Genomic DNA, 18,903 nt, shown 5'->3' on the forward strand with positions numbered 1-18,903 from the left:
CGCGACCGTCCGCAGCAGAACTGGTCTCCACCAATTTCCTTCCTCCTCCGCGGACCACCGGCCAGCGGAAAACCGCACTGCTCCAGGGGACGACAGTCCAGCGCAGACGACGAACGAGCGGAAACCGGATCCAGTGCTCCACTGAGGACAGAAGAGGGGAAGGGGGCAGTCCCCCGCGCTCAACCGGCCTGGGGGTCACCGGGAGCGCAGGGGAACTCGCCGAAGTCCACCCCTGGGGGTCAGGTGGACACTGGAAACGGTACCAAGCGCAGCAGGAGTTGAGAACTCGAAACGCCGACTGCCGTAACCAAACAGCAATCAAGCGGCCCGCCGCCGTTCATCGCGCACCGCTCTGGCCACCCCGGCGACGCTCTCCGCGGACAACTCCTCCAACCGCAGGCACTGCCCGCCCAGCGCCACCGACAACCGCTTCGCCATTCCGAGCCGCACCGGTCCGCTCTCGCAATCGATGACCACCGAAGCGGTGCCGGTCGCGGCGAACTTCCCCGCCGCCTGCAAAGCGTCCTGCACCGCCTGCCGGCTGCCGGCGCCCGGCTCGACCGGCACGGTGGCCTTGCCGTCGGTCAACAGCACCAGCAGCGCGCGCCGCTGCGGATCGCGCAACTGCGCGGTCCGGACCACCTTTCCCGCGCGGAGGATCCCCTGCGCCAACGGCGTGCCACCACCGGTCCGCATCCGGCGCAGCCGCGCCGCCGCCACTTCGACCGAAGACGTGGGCGGCAGCACCAACTCCGCAGAATCACCCCGGAAGGCGATCACCCCGACCTTGTCCCGGCGCTGGTAGGCGTCCCGCAGCAGGGACAGCACCGCGCCGCTGACCGCCGACATCCGCTGGCGGGCCGCCATGGAACCGGAGGCGTCCACCGCGAACAGCACCAGGTTGCCCTCCCGGTCCTCCCGGACCGCCCGGCGCAGATCTTCCGGCGCGAGCACCAGCCCCGGACCGGAGCGTCCACGGGCGATCTGGTGCGGCGCCGCGGCCGTCAACGTCGACACCAGGTGGATGCCGCTGCCTTCGGCGCGGGACGCGCGAACCGCCCGCCCGCGCCGGGAACGCGCCCGGGAACGCCGACCGGAATCCCCCTCACCCAGTCCGGGCACCTCCAGCAACCGCGCCTTGAACGCGGGCGCCGGGGCCTGCGGAGGCCGACCGGGTTGGGAGCTTTCCGCTGCGCCGTCACCGCTTCCGGACGCAGCTTCCCCACCGCTGGTGTCCGGACCGTCGGGATCTTGCGGAGGCTCCCCGCCCGGACCGCCATCGGGGCCGTCCGGCGGGTCGTCATCGTCGTCCCCCGCCGCCTCGGCCGCCTCCGACAGGGCCTGTTGCAGCTGCTGCTCGTCCATGCCCGGTTCGTCGAACGGGTCCCGGCGGCGCCGGTGCGGCAGCGCCAGTCGAGCGGCGACTTCCACGTCACCGGCTTCCACCGCGTCCGCCCCGCGCCAGGCGGCGTGCGCCACCGCGGTGCGAGCCAGCACCAAGTCCGCCCGCATCCCGTCCACCTCGAACGACGCGCAGAGGGCGGCGATGCGGCGCAGTTCCGAGTCCGGCAGGACCACCGAACCGAGCCGCTCCCTGGCTCGGGCGATCCGCTCGGCCAGCTCGGCATCGGCGTCCGCCCACTCGGCGGCGAAACCTTCCGGATCGGCTTCGAACGCCAGCCTCCGCCGCACCACTTCGGTGCGGACCGGGACTTCCCTGGAGGCGGCCACCTGCACGGTGAGCCCGAAGCGGTCCAGCAGCTGCGGCCGCAACTCGCCTTCTTCCGGGTTCATGGTGCCGACCAGCAGGAAGGAAGCCGCGTGGGAAACCGACACGCCTTCCCGTTCGACGTGGGCTCGTCCCATCGCCGCGGCGTCCAGCAGCAGGTCGACCAGGTGGTCGTGGAGCAGGTTGATCTCGTCGACGTAGAGCACGCCGCGGTGCGCCGCCGCCAGCAAGCCCGGTTGGAAAGCACGCACTCCCTCGGACAGCGCCCGCTCCAGGTCCAAAGAACCGACCAGCCGGTCTTCCGTGGCCCCCACCGGCAGTTCCACCAGGTTCGCCGGCCGCTGCTGGGCGGGAGCACCGGAGTCGTGCGGGCCGTCCGGGCAATGCGGGTCCGGCGCAGCGGGCGCGCAGCCGAAACGACAGCCGACGACGACGTCCACCGGCGGCAGCAGCGAGGCCAGCGAACGCACCACAGTGGACTTCGCGGTTCCCTTCTCACCGCGCACCAGCACTCCGCCGATGCTCGGGTTGACCGCGTTCAACAGCAGCGCGAGACGGAGGTCGTCGTGCCCGACCACGGCGGAGAACGGAAAACGCGGCGCGGTACGCCGGGAAGCTGTCATGCCTGTTTCCTTCCTCGGGTCTCGGACGCCCCGGGTCTTCGGGAAACAAGGGGTAGCAGTCTCCTGACTCCCGGATCACCGCTCACCTCCGGCCTTCCCAGGACTGACGTCCCGGTGGCACACCCGACCCGATTGGAAGAACCCGGGCCTGCGGGAGGCTTCACTCCCCGGTCACAGTGGCGCCGGCCGTGCCGGATTCCCACCGGCTTCCTGCCCGCCCCTTGCGATGGCCGACGGACATCGTCGCAGAAACGATCGATCGCAGCTAGGACTCACGCCACGCCGTCATCTGGCGGGCCGGCGCATGTCGATGTGCGGGATGCCGTCCTCGAGGTACTGCTCGCCCTCCGGCTCGAAGCCGAACGAGCGGTAGAAGTCGACGGCGTAGACCTGCGCGGAGAGCACCGCCGGCGCGCCGGCGACCTCGGCGACGGCGGCCCGCATGAGCTTGCTGCTCAACCCCTTGCCGCGGGCATCGGCCGCGGTGCACACCCGGCCGATCCGGAAGACGTCGCCGTCCTCCAGCAGCCGCAGGCAGCTCACCACCCGGCCGTCCGGCTCCTCGATCCAGAAGTGCCGGGTGGTCTCCTCCATGTCGCGCCCGTCCAACTCGGGGTAGGGACATCGCTGTTCGACCACGAACACGTCCACGCGCAGCTGCAAGATCCGGTAGAGCTGCGCAGCGCTCAGGTCCGCGGTCCAGGCGCGGTGCACGTCTGCGGGAAGCTGTGGGGTCACCCGGATTCGATACCACACCCCGCTGCCGCGGACGACGCGGGCCGGCGCGCGCTCACAGCTGTTCGGACAGCTCCGGGAGGAAACCCGCCACCCGGGTGTACACCCCGGGCATGCCCGGCCGACCGCATCCGGTGCCGAAGGAAACGACCCCGGCCAACCTGCCGTTGACCACGAACGGCCCCCCGGAGTCGCCGGCGCAGGCGTCCTTGCCGCCTTCCGGGTAGCCCGCGCAGAACATGCTGGTCGGCACGAAGCTGGGATAGGCCTGCTGGCAAGCGCCGTCCGGAACCACCGGCAGCGCGACCGAACGCAAGGTCGGCGAGCCGGGACCGCCTTCGCTGGTGGTTCCCCAGCCGTAGACCCGACCGAGGGCACCGGGCCGGTAGACCTCGGTGTCCGCGGCCTCCACCAGCGGGACCGGCCGCTGGGGCATGGGGGCGCGCAGGGTGAACACCGCGATGTCGTCGCCTTCCGTGTAGTGCCGGTAGGTCGGAGGCACCCAGACCCGCTCGACCTGGCGCACCTCGCCTTGTGCGGTGCGCAGGTCGACCCGGCCGCCCACCACCCGGAAGTCGCTGGCCGGCCGGACCACTCCCCCGACGGGGGAAACCGCGCAGTGCGCCGCGGTGACGACCTTGGTGGGGGAGACCAGAGCGCCACCGCAGAAGTGCTTCCCGGAGCTGTCGGTGATGGCCATCACCCAGGAAGCCTGACCTTGGCCGACTTCCGCCCCGCCGAGGATCCGCGGAGTCGGCTGCTGCGCCGCGTTCGCCGCCGGAGCCGCTGCTGCGGTCGCCGCCACCGCGGCCCCGACCGCAGCGATCCGGCGCAGCGCCCTGCTCTTGCCGCCCTGGGTGCGCCCCACTTCGCCCCTCCACCGTTGTCGATCTTCCCGACGACACACGGTAGTCACCCGGACACCCGGGAAACACGAGGCGCAACTCACAGCTGAGCAGTAAAAAATTTCGCTATCATGTCTTTCGGCAGGAATATTTACGCGATGATTCCTGATCTCGCTTAGCTCCTCCGCCGGAATTCCCGCTCAGCGCCCAACGGCCACCAAGCCCGGGCCAGCCGAGCACGCCGACGGGAGGAGCAGATCCATCCGATCGAGTGACCAACACGTTGTGGGGGGCTGCGTTGTCGCTGGACCTAACACCGCTACCGGCATTCCTGATCGCCAGCTTGGTCGTGGTGCTCACTCCTGGCGTCGACTCGTTCCTGCTGCTGCGCACCTCGCTGCACCACGGCCGCCGCGCCGGCCTGCTGGCCCTGGCCGGCATCCACAGCGCGAGCACGGTGCAGATGGCCGCAGCCATCTCCGGACTGGGCACCCTGATCGCCAGCCGCCCCGCCGTGCTGTCCGCCATGAAGTGGATCGGCGCGGCCTACCTGCTCTACCTGGCCGGAGCCATCCTGCACGGCTTGTGGCTCACCAGGAAGGAGTCCTCCCCCGGAACCCTGGAGCGGAGCGATCCGGCCCCCGGCAACCCCTACCTGCGAGGCCTGCTCAGCAACATCACCAATCCGAAGATGCTGCTGTTCAGCCTCGCCTTCCTGCCGCAGTTCGTCGGCAACTCCGCCCAGCCCGCGGTGCAGTTGACCGTGCTGGGCCTGGTCTTCCTGGGAGTCGCCGCGATCTGGGAAACGACCATCGTGCTGGCCGCCTCCCGGATCGCCCAGCGCCTCCAACAGCCCCGGGTGCTGCGCACCTTGGACACGGTGAGCGCAGCGGCCTTCCTGACCATCTCGATCGGCCTGGTCACCGGCTGAAGCCGACGTGGCCGGGGACGTGCTCCCGCAGCCCCGGCCACGTCGACTCATGCGCCCAGTTGAGCGGCGATGTCGTCGTGGTAAGCGGCGACCTTGGTGTAGACACCGGGATAGCCGGGGCGAGCGCACCCGCTGCCGGTGGAGACGATCCCGATCAGCTTGCCGCCGGCGACCAGCGGCCCGCCGGAATCCCCCTGACAGCTGTCAATCCCCCCTTGCGGCGCTCCCGCGCACACCATCCGGTCCCCGCGGTACTGCGGATAAGCCGACTGGCAGTCCTGGTCCCCGATGACCTGGACATCGGCCTTGCGCAACACGTCCGACGCCGCCCCGCCTTCCGACGTGGCTCCCCAACCGAACACCGAAGCCGGGGTGTCCGGCTGGTACAGCCCGTCGTCGCGCGCCGAAGCCAACGGCAGCGACTCGTACGGCAGGTTCTGGTCGAGCGTGAGCACCGCCACGTCCGAGCCGCGGTTGGCGTTCTGGAACTGCGGGTGCACCCAGATGTCCGTGACCGCGGCGACGACGCCGTCATTGCTCCGCTTGTCCTCCCGACCGGCGACGACCTGCAGTGACTCGGGAGTTTCCGAGTGCACGCAGTGCGCGGCGGTCACCACCTTGTTCTCCTTCGCCAAGGTGCCGCCGCAGTACTGGTTCCCTTGGGTGTCGACCAGGTACACCACCCACGGGTGCTCGGCGATGGAAACCGGTTGTCCCCCGACGATCGGCTGCCTGGACGAGAACCCGGTCTGCTCAGCGTTCGCGGTGGGCGTCAGGAAGGCGGCTGACAGTACAGCTGCCAGCGCCCCCGTCGCCAGCATGCTCATGCGCTGCAGGGCACTTGCCATCTCGCTGCTCTCCTCCCCCGGAGCTCACCGGAACGGTCCCCCATGACCGGCCCTCCTCCGGTCCGACAAAGTGTCCATGACAGAGAGGATCACAGCGCGACTTCAGATACAGCCCCTCCCGCCAGGCGAGCCCGAACAGGTTACAGGTCCGCGGCAAAACCACCCGTACGACCCAAATCCAGCGGTCAAGATTCTTCTTGCCACAGCAGGGTTTTCGCATTTGACCACGGTTTTTCGCGGCACCGCAGCGGAAAGCAACCGGCACCACTCCGGAAAATTAGCCCTGCCGGTCGAAATTCCGCTGGCTTCAACCTTCGAGCTCACCCTCCAGGTCGAGGTAGACCGCGCGCAGCTGGTCGAGAACGGTCTCGTCCGGCTCCTCCCACAACCCGCGTTCGGCGGCTTCCAACAACCGTTCCGTCATCCCGCGCAGCGCCCAGGGGTTCGACTGCCGCAGGAACTGCTGCACCTGTTCGTCGAACACGTAGGAGTCGGCGAGCTTCTGGTACATCCAGTCGTCGACGACCCCGGCCGTGGCGTCGAAACCGAACAGGTAATCCACCGTGGCGGCGAGTTCGAACGCACCTTTGTACCCGTGGCGCTGCATCGCCGAAATCCACTTCGGATTGACCACGCGCGCGCGGAAGACCCGCTTGGTCTCCTCCGCGAGGCTCCGGGTGCGCACGGCGTGCGGCACGGCCGAGTCCCCCACGTAGGCGGCCGGGTTGCGCCCGGAGAGCGCCCGCACCATGGCGACCATGCCGCCGTGGTACTGGAAGTAGTCGTCGGAATCGGCGATGTCGTGCTCCCGGGTGTCGACGTTCTTGGCCGCCACCTGGATGCGCCGGAACGCGGCCTCCATGTCGCCGCGGGCCGGGCAACCGTCCAGCCCCTTGCCGTAGGCGTAGCCGCCCCAGGTCGCGTACACCTCCGCCAGGTCCTCGTCGCTGCGCCAGTTGCGCGCGTCGATCAGCGGCAGCAACCCGGCACCGTAAGCGCCCGGTTTCGAGCCGAAGATGCGGGCCGAAGCGCGCCGGGCGTCCCCGTGCTCCCCCACGTCGGCGCGGTAGTGCGCGGCCAGGTAGTTCCAGTCGTCCGGCTCGTCCAGCTCGGCGACCGTCCGCACCGCCTCGTCCACCAGGGAGACCACGTGCGGGAAGGCGTCCCGGAAGAACCCGGAGATCCGCACCACCACGTCGATGCGCGGTCGGCCGAGCTCCTCCAGGGGCACGACGTCGAAGCCGGTGACGCGGCGGGAGGCGTCGTCCCAGACCGGGCGGCACCCCATCAGCCACAGGACTTCCCCGATGTCGTCGCCCTGGGTGCGCATGGCCGAGGTGCCCCACACGGTCAAGCCCACCGACTTCGGGTACTCCCCGGTGTCCTGCCGGTGCCGGGCGATCAGCGACTCGGCCAGCGCCGAACCGACGTCGAACGCGTTGCGGGACGGGATGGCCTTCGGGTCCACCGAGTAGAAGTTGCGCCCGGTGGGCAGCACGGACACCAGCCCGCGGGTCGGGGAGCCGGACGGGCCGGCCGGCACGAAACCGCCGTCCAGCGCGTGCAGCAGATTGGCGACCTCCTGGGTGGTGCCCAGCAGCCGGGGCACCACTTCGGCGCAGGCGAACCGGAGCACCTCGGCGACCTGCCGGACCGGTTCTGCCAGCACCCCGGACACCACCTGGTCGACCTGGTCGGCCCGCCACTGCGCGCGGGCCAGCTCGGTGACCAGCCGGCGGGCCAGTTCCTCCAGCAGGTCGACCGCGTCCGAGGCCGTGGCCGCCGGGCCGTCGACCAGACCGCGCAGCGCCTCCGGCACGTCCACCTTCGCCCCCGGATCGGCGAGCAGCGCCTGCTCGTCCAGCCCGAAGTGCGCGGCCAGCGCGGAGCGCAGCCCGGGCAGGGCCCCGACCTTGCCGCCGAACATCTGCCGGGCCCGCAGCACCGCGAGCACGTCGTTGACCAGCTCCTCGCCCTCCGGGGCGCGGCCCAGGACGTGCAGCCCGTCCCGGATCTGCACGTCCTTGATCTCGCAGAGGTAGCCGTCGATGTGCATGACGAAGTCGTCGAACGACTCGTCGTCCGGCTGTTCCTCCTGGTGCAGGTCGCGGTGCAGCTCAGCGCTGGTGACCAGGTCCCAGATCTGGTTCTGCAGCGCGGGTTTCTTGTCCGGGTCCAGCTCGGAGACCATGGCGTACTCGTCCAGCAGCTGCTCCAGCTTGGCGATCTCGCCGTAGCTGTCCGCGCGCGCCATGGGCGGGATCATGTGGTCGATGACGACCGCGTGGCCGCGGCGCTTGGCCTGGGTGCCCTCCCCCGGGTCGTTGACGATGAACGGGTAGACCAGCGGCAGGTCGCCGAGCACGGCGTCCGGTGCGCAGTCTGCCGCCATGCCCAGTCCCTTGCCCGGGAGCCACTCCAGGGTGCCGTGCTTGCCCAGGTGCACCACGGCGTGCGCGCCGAACTCCTCGTCCAGCCAGCGGTACGCGGCCAGGTACTGGTGCGAGGGCGGCAGATCCGGGTCGTGGTAGATGGCGATCGGGTTCTCGCCGAAGCCCCGGGGCGGTTGGATGAGCAGCACCACGTTGCCGAACCGCAGCGCGGCGACGTAGATCGCGCCTTCGCCGTCGACGTAGAGCTCGCCGGGCGGGTCGCCCCAGTGCTCGGTCATGGCCTCCCGCAGGCCCTGCGGAAGCGCGTCGAACCACTCCCGGTACCGGCTGGCCGGGACCCGGATGGCGGCCTGCTCCATCTGCTCCTCGGTCAGCCACTCCACGTCGTGGCCACCCGCTTCGATCAGCCGGTGGACGAGCCCGTCTCCATCCAATTCGGACAGATCGAGTCCGCCGAGGTCGTACCCGGCTTCGGCCAGGGCGCGCAGCAGGACCACCGCGGACGCCGGGGTGTCCAGCCCGACCGCGTTGCCCACCCGGGAGTGCTTCGTCGGGTAGGAGGAGAGCACGATCGCCAACCGCTTGTCCCGGTTCGCCACCCGCCGGAGCCTGGCCAGGGCCGTCGCGGTGCCGGCCACGCGCCGCGCCCGCTCCGGATCGGCCACGTAGCGCGGAATTCCGTCTTCGCCGCTCTCCTTGAAGGAGAACGGAACGCTGATCAACCGGCCGTCGAACTCCGGGACCGCCACCTGCATGGCAGCGTCCATCGGGGACAGCGCGGCGTCGCTCCCGCTCCAGGTGGCGCGGGTGGTGGTCAGGCACAACCCCTGCAGCACCGGGATGTCCAAGGCGGCCAGCGCACCGGCGTCCCAGGAGTCCTCGTCACCGCCGGCACTGGCGCTCGCCGCGACCGACCCGCCGGCGGCCAGCACCGTCGCGATGAGCACGTCGCAGTCGGACAGCAGCTCCCGCAGGCCGTCCATGTCGCTGAGCCCGCGCAGCGAACCGCAGAACACCGGGAGGGCGTTCGCGCCAGCGCGCTCGACCTGATCGGCGAGGACGTCGACGAACCCGGTGTTGCCGGACAGCGCGTGCGCTCGGTAGAAGACGATGCCCACCGTGGGTCGACCGGCCTCGCGAGACCGGTCGCCGTGCACCCCGAACTCGGGCATCTTCTTGGGCGGTTGGAAGCCCTCCCCGGTCAGCAGCACGGCGTCGGAGAGGAACCGGGCCAGCTCGCGCAGGTTCTCCGGGCCGCCTTCCACCAGGTAGGCCAGGGCTTGCGTGCTGACCCCGGCGGGCACGGTGGACAGGCTCATCAGCTCCGCGTCCGGCGCCGCCTCGCCGCCCAGGGCGATCACTGGGATCCCGGAGGCCAGCACGGCGTCCAGGCCTTCTTCCCAGGCCCGGCGCCCGCCCAGCAGCCGGACCACCGCGACGTCGATCCCGGCCAACAGGTCGGGCAGCTCTTCGGGATCCGTTCGGGAGGGGTTGGCGACGCGGTAGTCCGCTCCGGAGGCCTTGGCCGCCAGGAGGTCGGTGTCCGCGGTGGAGAGCAGCAGGACACGGGCACCGGAGTGCGAGCCGGCGTGTTCAGTCACGGCATTCCTCTCTCGGGGTGCGCGCCCCGGTAGGGGACGGCGGGAGGAGTCTCCTGGCTCCCGGATCGACGCGGTCACCTCGCCTTCCCACCCGCGAGGGCAGTGGCGACTTGAGGGACCGCTCCCCGGTCACAGTGGCGCGACCGCCCCGGATTCGCACCGGGTTCCTCGCTGCACCGCCGTGGTCTGATCCTGTTCCTAGCTAGTGCCAGCTGGTCATTGTGCGGGCAACGGCGGCAAATCTCTATGGTGTCGATCACGACGTCCCGCGCGACCTCCTCGGAGTCGACGCCGGCGGCCGCCGCTAATCCATTGTGGACTGGTCGTTCGGCTGCGCAGCCCCGCTGCCCGCAGCACCGCCGGAGCCGGCACCAAACCCCCAGCGACCGGCCGAGGAGTCGCACACGCGTGCAACACGCCAGGCGCATTCGAGGCGATGCCCGCTGGCCCCGACCTCTAGGCTGGGGAGCAGGTGATCGTTCACCTCGAGACCTCGCAGAAGAGGAGGATGCTCAAATGAGCCTGGAACGTCCGGTGGACCCGGATCCGTACTCGCTGCTCCCCCAGGTTCCCTCGTTCACCGTCACCTCGGACGACGTGGCCCACGAACAGCCGATGAGCCAGGACCACGCGTACGACGGGATGGGGGCCAACGGCAAGAACCTCTCGCCGCACCTGCGCTGGGAAGGCTTCCCGGAGAACACCAAGAGCTTCGTGGTCACCTGCTTCGACCCGGACGCCCCCATCCCGGGCGGCTTCTGGCACTGGGTGCTCGTCGACGTGCCCGCCACCGTGACCGAACTGCCGACCGACGCGGGCAACCGCAACGGCAGCGGTCTCCCGGCCGGCGCGTTCCACGTCGCCAACGACATGGGTGAGCGCGCCTACGGCGGTGCGGCTCCGCCGCCCGGGGACCGCCCGCACCGCTACTACTTCGCCGTGCACGCGGTCGACGTCGAGAAGCTCGGCGTGGACGAGAACGCCAGCCCGGCCGTGGTCAGCTTCAACCTGGCGTTCCACACCCTGGCCCGGGCCGTCCTCGCCCCGACCTACCAGCACTGATCGAATCACTGCAACGGGTGATTCGAGGCGGAGAACCGGCTCGAGCTCGAATCCGCGGGCAGCACCCGGCCCTCTCCTCGGGCAGCGACTTCCGTCCCGTGACCGCCAGGAGAGGAATTGGACCGGGTGCTGCCCGCTGTTTCCGCCGCCGCCAGCGCGGTGGTGCTCGCCGCACTGCTGCTGCCGCTGGTGCTGACCCGCCAATACCGCCTCCGGGGCAGCCCGGACGCCGGACGGCTCGCCCACCGCTTCCTGGCGCTGCTCTACGCTTGCGCGCTGGCCAACTACGCCTTCGGCCCGCTGCCCGACCGGTCCTCCGAGATCGTCTGCCGCGACCAGCCGCAACTGGTGCCGCTGGGCGGCCTCGCCGGGCTCGACCTGCCGGTGTCCGGCCGGCAGCTGCTGGCCGGGCTGGCGCGAGAACCGAACCAGCAGTTCGCGCTCAACGTCCTGCTGTTCCTCCCGCTGGGCATGCTGCTGCGGAGCGCGTTCCGGCTGCGGCCGCCGGTGCTCGCGGCAGCCGGATTCGCCGTTTCCGCGCTGGTGGAGCTCACCCAACTGACCGGGCTGTGGTTCGCCTACCCGTGCCCGTACCGGTTGTTCGACGTCGACGACCTCGTGGCCAACACCACCGGAGCGCTGATCGGCGGGGTGCTCGGGCCCCTGCTGCCCCGGCCCGCCCCGGTCGACCGGCCACCGCAGCTGCCCAGACCGGTGACCCGGCCGCGCCGCCTGGCCGGGATGGCCTGCGACCTGCTGCTCCTCTGCTGGCTCGGCGACTTCCTGGCCACGGGTGCGCACCTGGCGTCCGGACCGCTCCCGGCCGGGGCGCGCTCCGCCGCCAGATGGCTGCTCCCCGCGCTCCTGCTGCTGGCCGCTGCGCTGCCCACCGGGGCCACGCTCGGGCAGCGGGCGGTCCTGCTGCGCCCCGTGCGCGCCGACGGGACCGAGCCGCGCCGGGTCCAGACCACCGGGCGCTGGCTGGTCGGGCTCGGCGGCCTCGGAGCGGTGCAATCCCTGGCCAGCTCGGTCGCGGTGCCCTGGTTGCCGCTGCTGACCGGCCTGCTGTGGTGCGCCGCCCACGCGTGGGGTGTGAGGAACACCCGTGATCAGCGCGGAATCAGCGGCCTGCTCACGGGGTTGACATTGATCGACGCCCGCATCCCCGACCGGGCTCCCATAGCCACCCGAGTTAGGACAGGATGGACCAGTGCGGCACTTCGACCTGATCATCGTCGGCTCCGGTTCCGGGAACTCGATCCTCGACGACCGGTTCTCCGACTGGGACGTGGCAATCGTTGACAAGGGGATCGGCCCGACCGACTCCTACGGCGGCACCTGCCTGAACGTCGGCTGCATACCGACGAAGATGTTCGTGCACACCGCCGACGTCGCCAGCGCTCCCGCCGCCGGCGCCGGGTTGGGGGTCGACCTGGAGCTGCAGCAGGTCCGGTGGCCGGACATCAGGGACCGCATCTTCGGCCGGATCGACACCATCTCCGAGAGCGGCCGCCGCTACCGGGCCGAGGAGAACCCGAACGTCACCCTCTACACCGGGCTGGCCCGGTTCACCGGTGTCAAGCAGCTCACCGTGGAGACCGCGGACGGCCCCGAGGAGATCACCGCCGACCAGATCGTGGTGGCGGCCGGAGGACGCCCCAGGATCCCGGACATCCCGGGGTTGGACGACGTCACCTACCACACCAGCGACACCGTGATGCGGCTCGAGGAGCTCCCGCGCCGGATGATCATCGTCGGCGGCGGGTTCATCGGTGCCGAGTTCATGCACATCTTCTCGTCCCTCGGCGTCGAGGTCACCCTGGTCGCGCGCTCGGACCGGCTGCTGCGGCAGGAGGACCACGACATCTCCCGCCGGTTCACCGAGCTGGCCGCCGAGCGCAGCAACGTGCTGCTGGAGCGCAAGCAGCTGGGGGTCGAGCAGCACGGCGAGACCATCCACCTCCACCTGGACGGCCCGCAGGGGCCGGAGACGGTTTCCGGCGAGGTGCTGCTGGTGGCCACCGGCCGGGTGCCCAACACCGACCTGCTCGACGCCGCCGCCGGCGGTCTGGAGCTGACCGACGCCGGGAAGATCAAGGTGGACGCCCACCAGCGCACCTCGGTGCCCGGGGTGTGGGCGCTGGGCGACATCAGTTCGGAGTACGAGCTCAAGCACGTCGCCAACCACGAGACCCGGGTGGTGCAGCACAACCTGCTGCACCCGGAGCAGCTGCAGGAGTCCGACCACCGGTTCGTGCCGCACGCGGTGTTCTCCTCGCCGCAGATCGCCGCGGTGGGGCTGACCGAGCAGCAGGCCCGGGAGCAGGGGGTGGAGCACGTCACCGCCACCCAGGACTACGCCGGCATCGCCTACGGCTGGGCGATGGAGGACACCACCGGGTTCGCCAAGCTGCTGGCCGACCCGAACTCCGGGCAGCTGCTCGGCGCGCACATCATCGGCCCGCAGGCCCCGACGCTGCTGCAGCCGCTGGTGCAGGCCATGCAGTTCGGGTTGGACGCCCGGCGGATGGCGCGCGGCCAGTACTGGATCCACCCGGCGATGCCGGAACTGATCGAGAACGCGCTGCTCAACCTGCCGCTCCGGTGACCGCTCACACGGTGCGGTCGGACCCGGCCACGATCCCGGTCAGCCCCTGGATCGTCAGCACGACCAGGATGGTGGCCAAGGACGCCGACCAGTTCCCGGTGAGCTCGTGCAGCACGCCGAACAGGAACGGGCCGAGCGAAGCGATCAGGTAGCCGATGCTCTGGGCCATCGCCGACAACCGGCTGGTGTCGGCGGCATTGCTGGTCCGCTCTGAGATCAGCACCAACGCCAGCGGGAAGGCGCTCATGCCGACGCCGAGCACCACCGCCCACACCCACGGCATGCTGCCAGGGGCGAGCAGCAGGCCGAGCACCGCCACGATGGCGGTCAGCGCCAACCCGACGGCCCAGCCGGATTGGCTGCGGGTCCTGGTCACCAGTTGCGGCAGCACCATGCTGATCGGGATGCCCACCAGCAAGGTGACGCCCAGCAGCGCGCCCGCCGTGGTGGCGTCCATGCCGGCGGATTTGAACACCTCCGGCAGCCAGCCCATGACCACGTAGGCCACCAGCGACTGCATCGCGAAGTACACGGTGACCGCCCAGGCGAGCGGGTTCTTCAACAGGACGCGCACACCGCCGGAGGAAGCCGGCTGGGACGACGCCGCGGCCGGCGCCGGGCCGCCCTGCCGCCTGGCGGCCGGAAGCCACACGCAGCAGGCCGCCAGGGCGAGCACGGCCCAGGTGGCCAGGGCGAGCCGCCAGCCGCCCAACGCGTTCTCCAGCCAGGGCGTGAACGTGGACCCCGCGGTGCCGCCGCAGGCCATGGCGGTGGTGTAGAGGGCGGTGGCCTGCCCCACCCGGTGGGGGAAGGCTTCCTTGACCACCACGGGGATGAGCACGTTGCACATGGCGATCGCCGCCGCCACCACCACCGTGCCGGCCAGCACCGCGAACGGTCCGTCGACGACCCGCAGGACCATGGCGACGGTCAGCACCGCCAGCGCGGCACCGACGACCCGGTTGCTGCCCCACCGCTTGGACAGCACCGGCGCCAGGATGCCGGCCAGCCCGAAGCACACGGTCGGCACCGCGGTGATCACGCTGGCCCAGGTGTTGGTGGCGCCCAACGAGTCGCGCACCTCACCCAGCACCGAGCCCAGGCTGGTGATGGCGGGCCGCATGTTCGCCGCGGCCAGCGCGACACCGGCCAGCAGGAGCCCACCGGCTGCCGCTGCAGCCGGCTGCGAGCTCGGTGGTGCGCCACCAGCCGGTGGTGTGGCAGGCCTGCTGGCAGTGGCATGCTGGGCCTGCGCATGACTGGAGACGTGCTGGAAACGGTGGTCGACGGACATCGTTTCCAGTATGTCAAAGGTAGGATGTTTCCATGAAAGGACCTTTCCTGTGCCCTTGGTAACAGCCAAGAAAACCGGGCTGGTCGACCAGGTCATCACTCAGATCCGGGGCCTGGTCGCCTCCGGGGAGTGGCCGGTCGGCAGCAAGATCCCGCCGGAGTCCGAGCTCGTCTCCGCGCTCGGCGTGGGCCGCAACACCGTGCGCGAAGCCGTCCGGGCGCTGTCCCACGCCGGACTGCTGGAAGTCCGGCAGGGCGACGGCACCTTCGTGCGCGCCCGCAACGAGCTGTCCGGCGCCGTGCGCCGGTTGTGCGGCACCGAACTGCGCCAGGTGCTGGAAGTCCGCCGCGCGCTGGAAGTGGAGGCGGCACGCCTGGCCTCCCTGGCCCGCACCGAAGAAGACCTGCGCGAACTCGAAACCCTCATGCAGGCCCGCGAAGCCGCCATCGACCGCGGCGACGGCGAAGCGGTGATCAGCGAGGACGCGGCCTTCCACCGCAGGTTGGTCGCCGCCTCCCACAACCCGGTGCTGACCGAGCTGTACGAGGCGATCAGCGAATCGGTGCTCTCCAGCGTGGCCACCACCTTCACCCTGGCCCAGCTGGTGGACGAGCGCATGTCGCACACCGGGCTGCTGGCCGCGATCCGGGACAAGGACACCGAACGGGCGGTGGCCGAGGCGACGTGCTTCCTGAACGAGCTGCTGGACCAGCTCGAGCCGCGCTCCGGCACCTCGGACCGCGGCGACGAGTGACCGGCTCAGCCGCCGAACACGGGTTCCCCGGCCGGCGGGACCACCGGTAGCGCCGGCGGTCCGTCGTCCAGCAACCGCTGCAACGCCTCGGTGTCCAGGCACCGCTCCACCAGGTCGCCGAGCAGGTCCAGCTGACGGGCGCGCACCTCGGCGAACACCGTGTCGTCGGCGGGCGCGAAACCGTCCCGCCCAGCGGCCTTCGCCGCCCACCGCAGGAACCGGCGGCGGAACGCGTCGTTCTCGAACAGCCCGTGCCAGTGCGTGCCGACCACCGAGCCGGCGACACCGCCTTCGCCTTCCCCGTCCGACAGCTCGATCAGGGGGGCGACGTCACCCCGCTTGTTCGCGATCCCGTGGTGGATCTCGTAGCCCCGCACGACTTCTCCGAACGCCACGCCCTCGGGACGGGCGAGCACCTTGTCCGCGGCGAAGGAGATCTCCAGGTCCAGCAGCCCCAACCCGTCGACGCTGCCCCGACCGGACTCCACCTCGTCGACGATGCGCCGCGCCAGCATCTGGAAACCCCCGCAGACACCGACCACCGGGAGCCCTTGGCGCGCGTGCGCCAGCACCGCACCGGCCAGTCCGGTTTCCCGCAGCCAGTGCAGGTCCGCCACCGTCGACTTCGACCCGGGCAGCACCACCAGGTCGGCGTCGGCCAGTCGCGAGGGCTCGGTGACGAACCGGACCGCGACACCGGGTTCGGCCGCCAACGCCTCCACGTCGGTGGCGTTCGAGATCCGCGGCAACCGGATCACGGCGACCCGCAGCCACTGGTCGCCGCGGGGCGGGGCCGGCTTCCCCACCACCCCGTCGGTCACATAGGACAGCGAGTCCTCGGCGTCGAGCCACAGCTGCTCTTCCCACGGCAGCACGCCGTAAACCGGGCGGGCGGTCAAGGAGCTCAGCTGCTCCAAACCCGGCTCCAGCAGCGCCGGGTCACCGCGGAACTTGTTGACCACGAATCCGCTGACGAGCGCCTGGTCAGCCGGGTCCAGCAAGGCCAGGGTGCCGTACAGCTGGGCGAAAACCCCGCCTCGATCTATGTCCCCGACCACCACGACCGGCAGTTCAGCCGCGCGCGCCAGCCCCATGTTGGCGATGTCCGTGGCGCGCAGGTTGATCTCCGCCGGTGAGCCGGCTCCCTCGCAGATCACGTAGTCGTACTCGCTGCGCAGCTGCTGCAAGGTGTCGGTGACGGCCGCGAAGAGCGTCCTCTTGCGCTCCCGGTAGGACAGCGCAGTCACCTCGCCGACCGCTTTGCCGAGCAGCACCACCTGGGAAGAGCGGTCGCTGCCGGGTTTGAGCAGGACCGGGTTGAACCGCACCGACGGCTCGATCCCGCACGCCGCCGCCTGCACCGCCTGCGCCCGGCCGATCTCGCCGCCGTCCAGCGTCACCACCGAGTTGTTCGACATGTTCTGGGCCTTGAACGGTGCGACCTTCGCCCCTTGCCGGGCCAACCACCGGCAGATCCCAGCGGCGACCACGCTCTTCCCGGCATCGGACGTCGTTCCGGCGACCAGCAGTGCGTTCACGCCCTCGTTCCTATCGCAACCGCTTCGGGCGCCGATCAACCGGCCCACCGCCGAACCGCGCCCTGCGGAGCACCGCAGGAGCAAGGGCATTTCACCTCATATCAGTAATGATCTACAGGGCAAAGAGCGATAATACTGAATTTGTTTCAATATTCAGCTTTCTCACCGCTGGGGGCACCAAGCCATGCACCCGGATGATCTAATCGCGCAATACAACTCAAAACTCCAGCAGTTGAAGGAAGACGTTGACCAGGCTCAAGCGAAGCTCGCCGAAGTCGGCGCCACCGCTACTTCTCGAGACGGCCAAATCACTGTCCGCGTCAACAGCAGCGGCGTTCTCGAAGACATTTCTTTTGGTCACGGCTTTCGACATCCGCAACCGGAGCGACTAGCAGCATCCATCATGGAAACCGTGCGACAAGCACAGCGAGAAGCCGCCGGTCAAATGGTCAGCATCATGCAGGAGTTCGTCGGCGAAGGATCCGCTCTCGAATTCGTGAAGAGCAATTTACCACATGGTTACGCGGGAGACGGAACAGACGAAGACGAACCTCCCACAACCATCCGCGAAAACGATTCCGACGACGAAGATGACGACTACGACGACGGAACCGAGAGGAGCTTCCTGCGGTGAGCGACGACGGTTTCCGCGCTGACGTCCCGGTGATCAAAAAGCACAGCAGCGAGGTACAAGAATTCGCCAGTAGGCTCAGAACCGCGCACAGCGCCGCGCAAACCACCATGGACAGCAACGCGTTCGGAATTTTCGGACAATTCATAGCAATGGAGGCCATTGCTCTGGCGCATGTGGTGAAATCGATGATCCAGTCCGAAGAAAAGAGCCTGGAAACCATCAAGAAAGCACTGGACGAAACCGCGGCCGACTACGAGGCCACCGATGGGGAGAGCAGCGCCATCATCAAGGGAGTGGACGTTGACTTCGCATGACGATCTCGTAGTCACCGCCGACGAATCCAGCAAGGAATCCGAAGCCAAGGGGACTTCGAACCCGGCCACCGGCGCCGGTGGCGTGGAGAACGTCATCGGCACGGTGAAGGCCATCCAGAACGGCGACTGGGACACGGCAGGATTGAGCGCGCTCGGCGCCGGAATCGACATGGTCGGCTTGGCCGCGGACCCTCTCTCCACTCTCGCTGGCTGGGGTGTGGGCTGGCTGATCGAGAACGTCAGCTTCCTGCGCACACCCTTCGACATGCTGATGGGCAATCCGGACGCCATCAACGGCATGGCGAGCACCTGGGAGAACATCGGCAAAGAGGTGAAAGCCACCGCGCAGGACTACAGGAAAGCTGCCCAGAACACCACAGACTGGGAAGGCGTTAGCGCAGAGGTCTACCGCAACCTGGGCAACAATACGAGCGAGCACATCGACACCGTCGGACAAGCCTGCGACGGGGTGAAAGCAGCCGTCACAGGAGCCGGTGTCGTGGTCGGCGCGGTGCGCGGCATCGTCCGCGACATGATCGCCATGGCGGTGGGCGAAATCATCGGCGCAGTTCTCAAGTGGGGTCTGGCAGCGGCGGCCACCGCGGGGATCGCGGCCGGCGGATTGGTCGCCGACGCGGTCCGGATCGCCCTCAAGTGGGCCGACAAGATATCGGAGTGGATGAACAAACTCTCCAGTGCGTTGAAGAACCTCTCCAAAGTGCTGGACAAGTTCGGTTCCGCCGGCAAGTCCCTGCGCACCAAAGTTGACGAGTTCTTCAACGGATTGGCCAACCCGCCCGCGGCCCACATGGTGAAACTGCGGCAGCAACCGACGCTCAACAGCCGCAACATCGAGGAGCTCGCCTCGAAATCCCCTCACAGCAAAACTCAATCGGTGGACAACGCAGCCACTAACGCTCCGCCGAAAACAAATCAAACCAACGACAACGCCACCACCGACACACCCACCGAGACCAAAACAAATCAAACCAAC

15 protein-coding genes and 2 riboswitches are annotated in these 18,903 nt (G+C 69.5%); of the genes, 8 read left to right on the plus strand and 7 right to left on the minus strand.

What is annotated here, in order from left to right; all coding sequences use genetic code 11:
- Positions 1-318: 318 nt before the first annotated feature.
- From SREC43747_RS0101240 to SREC43747_RS0101250, 3 genes are all read right to left on the minus strand, one after another.
- The gene (locus SREC43747_RS0101240) at positions 319-2,352 is read right to left on the minus strand and encodes a putative cobaltochelatase (RefSeq protein ID WP_029719336.1); all 2,034 of its coding nucleotides are present in this window, start codon (positions 2,350-2,352) and stop codon (positions 319-321) included.
- A 56-nt stretch (positions 2,353-2,408) separates the two neighbouring features.
- A riboswitch (cobalamin riboswitch) is annotated at positions 2,409-2,565 on the minus strand.
- A gap of 72 nt (positions 2,566-2,637) precedes the next feature.
- Positions 2,638-3,090: a GNAT family N-acetyltransferase gene (locus SREC43747_RS0101245; protein WP_081722369.1), complete on the minus strand. Its 453-nt coding sequence runs from the start codon at positions 3,088-3,090 to the stop codon at positions 2,638-2,640.
- Positions 3,091-3,142: 52 nt separating this feature from the next.
- Positions 3,143-3,955: a S1 family peptidase gene (locus SREC43747_RS0101250; protein ID WP_029719338.1), complete on the minus strand. Its 813-nt coding sequence runs from the start codon at positions 3,953-3,955 to the stop codon at positions 3,143-3,145.
- A gap of 248 nt (positions 3,956-4,203) precedes the next feature.
- Here SREC43747_RS0101250 and SREC43747_RS0101255 point away from each other — a divergent pair, with 248 nt between their 5' ends.
- Positions 4,204-4,863, plus strand: a complete 660-nt coding sequence (locus tag SREC43747_RS0101255; RefSeq protein WP_236622957.1) for a LysE family translocator — start codon at positions 4,204-4,206, stop codon at positions 4,861-4,863.
- A 47-nt stretch (positions 4,864-4,910) separates the two neighbouring features.
- Here the strand turns inward: SREC43747_RS0101255 and SREC43747_RS0101260 are convergent, their stop codons facing one another.
- Both SREC43747_RS0101260 and cobN read right to left on the minus strand, forming a co-directional pair.
- A complete protein-coding gene (locus SREC43747_RS0101260) occupies positions 4,911-5,711 on the minus strand; it encodes a S1 family peptidase (protein WP_029719340.1) in 801 nt (266 codons plus the stop codon).
- A gap of 307 nt (positions 5,712-6,018) precedes the next feature.
- On the minus strand, positions 6,019-9,705 hold the full coding sequence (gene cobN / locus SREC43747_RS0101265; protein ID WP_037331124.1) for a cobaltochelatase subunit CobN: 3,687 nt from the start codon (positions 9,703-9,705) through the stop codon (positions 6,019-6,021).
- Positions 9,706-9,751: 46 nt separating this feature from the next.
- A riboswitch (cobalamin riboswitch) is annotated at positions 9,752-9,875 on the minus strand.
- A gap of 346 nt (positions 9,876-10,221) precedes the next feature.
- On the opposite strand from cobN, the gene SREC43747_RS0101270 reads away from it, so the two are divergent.
- From SREC43747_RS0101270 to SREC43747_RS0101280, 3 genes are all read left to right on the plus strand, one after another.
- On the plus strand, positions 10,222-10,767 hold the full coding sequence (locus SREC43747_RS0101270; protein ID WP_029719342.1) for a YbhB/YbcL family Raf kinase inhibitor-like protein: 546 nt from the start codon (positions 10,222-10,224) through the stop codon (positions 10,765-10,767).
- A gap of 126 nt (positions 10,768-10,893) precedes the next feature.
- Positions 10,894-12,069, plus strand: a complete 1,176-nt coding sequence (locus tag SREC43747_RS21655) for a VanZ family protein (protein ID WP_236622963.1) — start codon at positions 10,894-10,896, stop codon at positions 12,067-12,069.
- Entirely contained in the window at positions 11,978-13,375 is a 1,398-nt protein-coding gene (locus tag SREC43747_RS0101280) for a mycothione reductase (protein WP_029719344.1), read from the plus strand. Before SREC43747_RS21655 ends, SREC43747_RS0101280 begins: the two co-directional genes overlap by 92 nt.
- 4 nt (positions 13,376-13,379) lie before the next feature.
- Here the strand turns inward: SREC43747_RS0101280 and SREC43747_RS0101285 are convergent, their stop codons facing one another.
- Complete coding sequence (locus tag SREC43747_RS0101285) at positions 13,380-14,669, minus strand: CynX/NimT family MFS transporter (RefSeq protein ID WP_029719345.1); 1,290 nt, start codon at positions 14,667-14,669, stop codon at positions 13,380-13,382.
- A gap of 49 nt (positions 14,670-14,718) precedes the next feature.
- On the opposite strand from SREC43747_RS0101285, the gene SREC43747_RS0101290 reads away from it, so the two are divergent.
- Complete coding sequence (locus SREC43747_RS0101290) at positions 14,719-15,423, plus strand: FadR/GntR family transcriptional regulator (protein WP_051387516.1); 705 nt, start codon at positions 14,719-14,721, stop codon at positions 15,421-15,423.
- Positions 15,424-15,428: 5 nt separating this feature from the next.
- On the opposite strand, the gene SREC43747_RS0101295 is transcribed toward SREC43747_RS0101290, so the two are convergent.
- Positions 15,429-16,961 (minus strand): cobyric acid synthase, encoded by a 1,533-nt coding sequence (locus tag SREC43747_RS0101295; RefSeq protein WP_029719347.1) that lies wholly within the window; start codon positions 16,959-16,961, stop codon positions 15,429-15,431.
- 184 nt (positions 16,962-17,145) lie between these two features.
- Between SREC43747_RS0101295 and SREC43747_RS0101300 the strand changes: the two genes are divergently transcribed.
- From SREC43747_RS0101300 to SREC43747_RS0101310, 3 genes are all read left to right on the plus strand, one after another.
- Positions 17,146-17,595 (plus strand): YbaB/EbfC family nucleoid-associated protein, encoded by a 450-nt coding sequence (locus SREC43747_RS0101300; protein WP_029719348.1) that lies wholly within the window; start codon positions 17,146-17,148, stop codon positions 17,593-17,595.
- Positions 17,592-17,909 carry a type VII secretion target gene (locus SREC43747_RS0101305; protein ID WP_029719349.1) on the plus strand — a complete coding sequence of 106 codons (318 nt, stop codon included), beginning with the start codon at positions 17,592-17,594 and terminating at the stop codon, positions 17,907-17,909. The genes SREC43747_RS0101300 and SREC43747_RS0101305 overlap by 4 nt, the downstream gene beginning before the upstream one ends.
- Positions 17,896-18,903: WXG100-like domain-containing protein (locus SREC43747_RS0101310; RefSeq protein WP_236622959.1), on the plus strand; the 1,008-nt coding region annotated here is incomplete at its 3' end. The genes SREC43747_RS0101305 and SREC43747_RS0101310, both read left to right, overlap by 14 nt.

Source organism: Saccharopolyspora rectivirgula DSM 43747 (assembly GCF_000497205.1).
Taxonomy (GTDB): Bacteria; Actinomycetota; Actinomycetes; order Mycobacteriales; family Pseudonocardiaceae; genus Saccharopolyspora; species Saccharopolyspora rectivirgula.

What these genes read in the sequence shown, in the direction of transcription:
- SREC43747_RS0101240 (WP_029719336.1), bottom strand. Translation starts at nt 2,352, where the DNA reads ATGACAGCTTCCCGGCGTACCGCGCCGCGTTTTCCGTTCTCCGCCGTG.
- SREC43747_RS0101260 (WP_029719340.1), bottom strand. Translation starts at nt 5,711, where the DNA reads ATGGCAAGTGCCCTGCAGCGCATGAGCATGCTGGCGACGGGGGCGCTG.
- SREC43747_RS0101270 (WP_029719342.1), top strand. Translation starts at nt 10,222, where the DNA reads ATGAGCCTGGAACGTCCGGTGGACCCGGATCCGTACTCGCTGCTCCCC.
- SREC43747_RS0101285 (WP_029719345.1), bottom strand. Translation starts at nt 14,669, where the DNA reads ATGTCCGTCGACCACCGTTTCCAGCACGTCTCCAGTCATGCGCAGGCC.
- SREC43747_RS0101300 (WP_029719348.1), top strand. Translation starts at nt 17,146, where the DNA reads ATGCACCCGGATGATCTAATCGCGCAATACAACTCAAAACTCCAGCAG.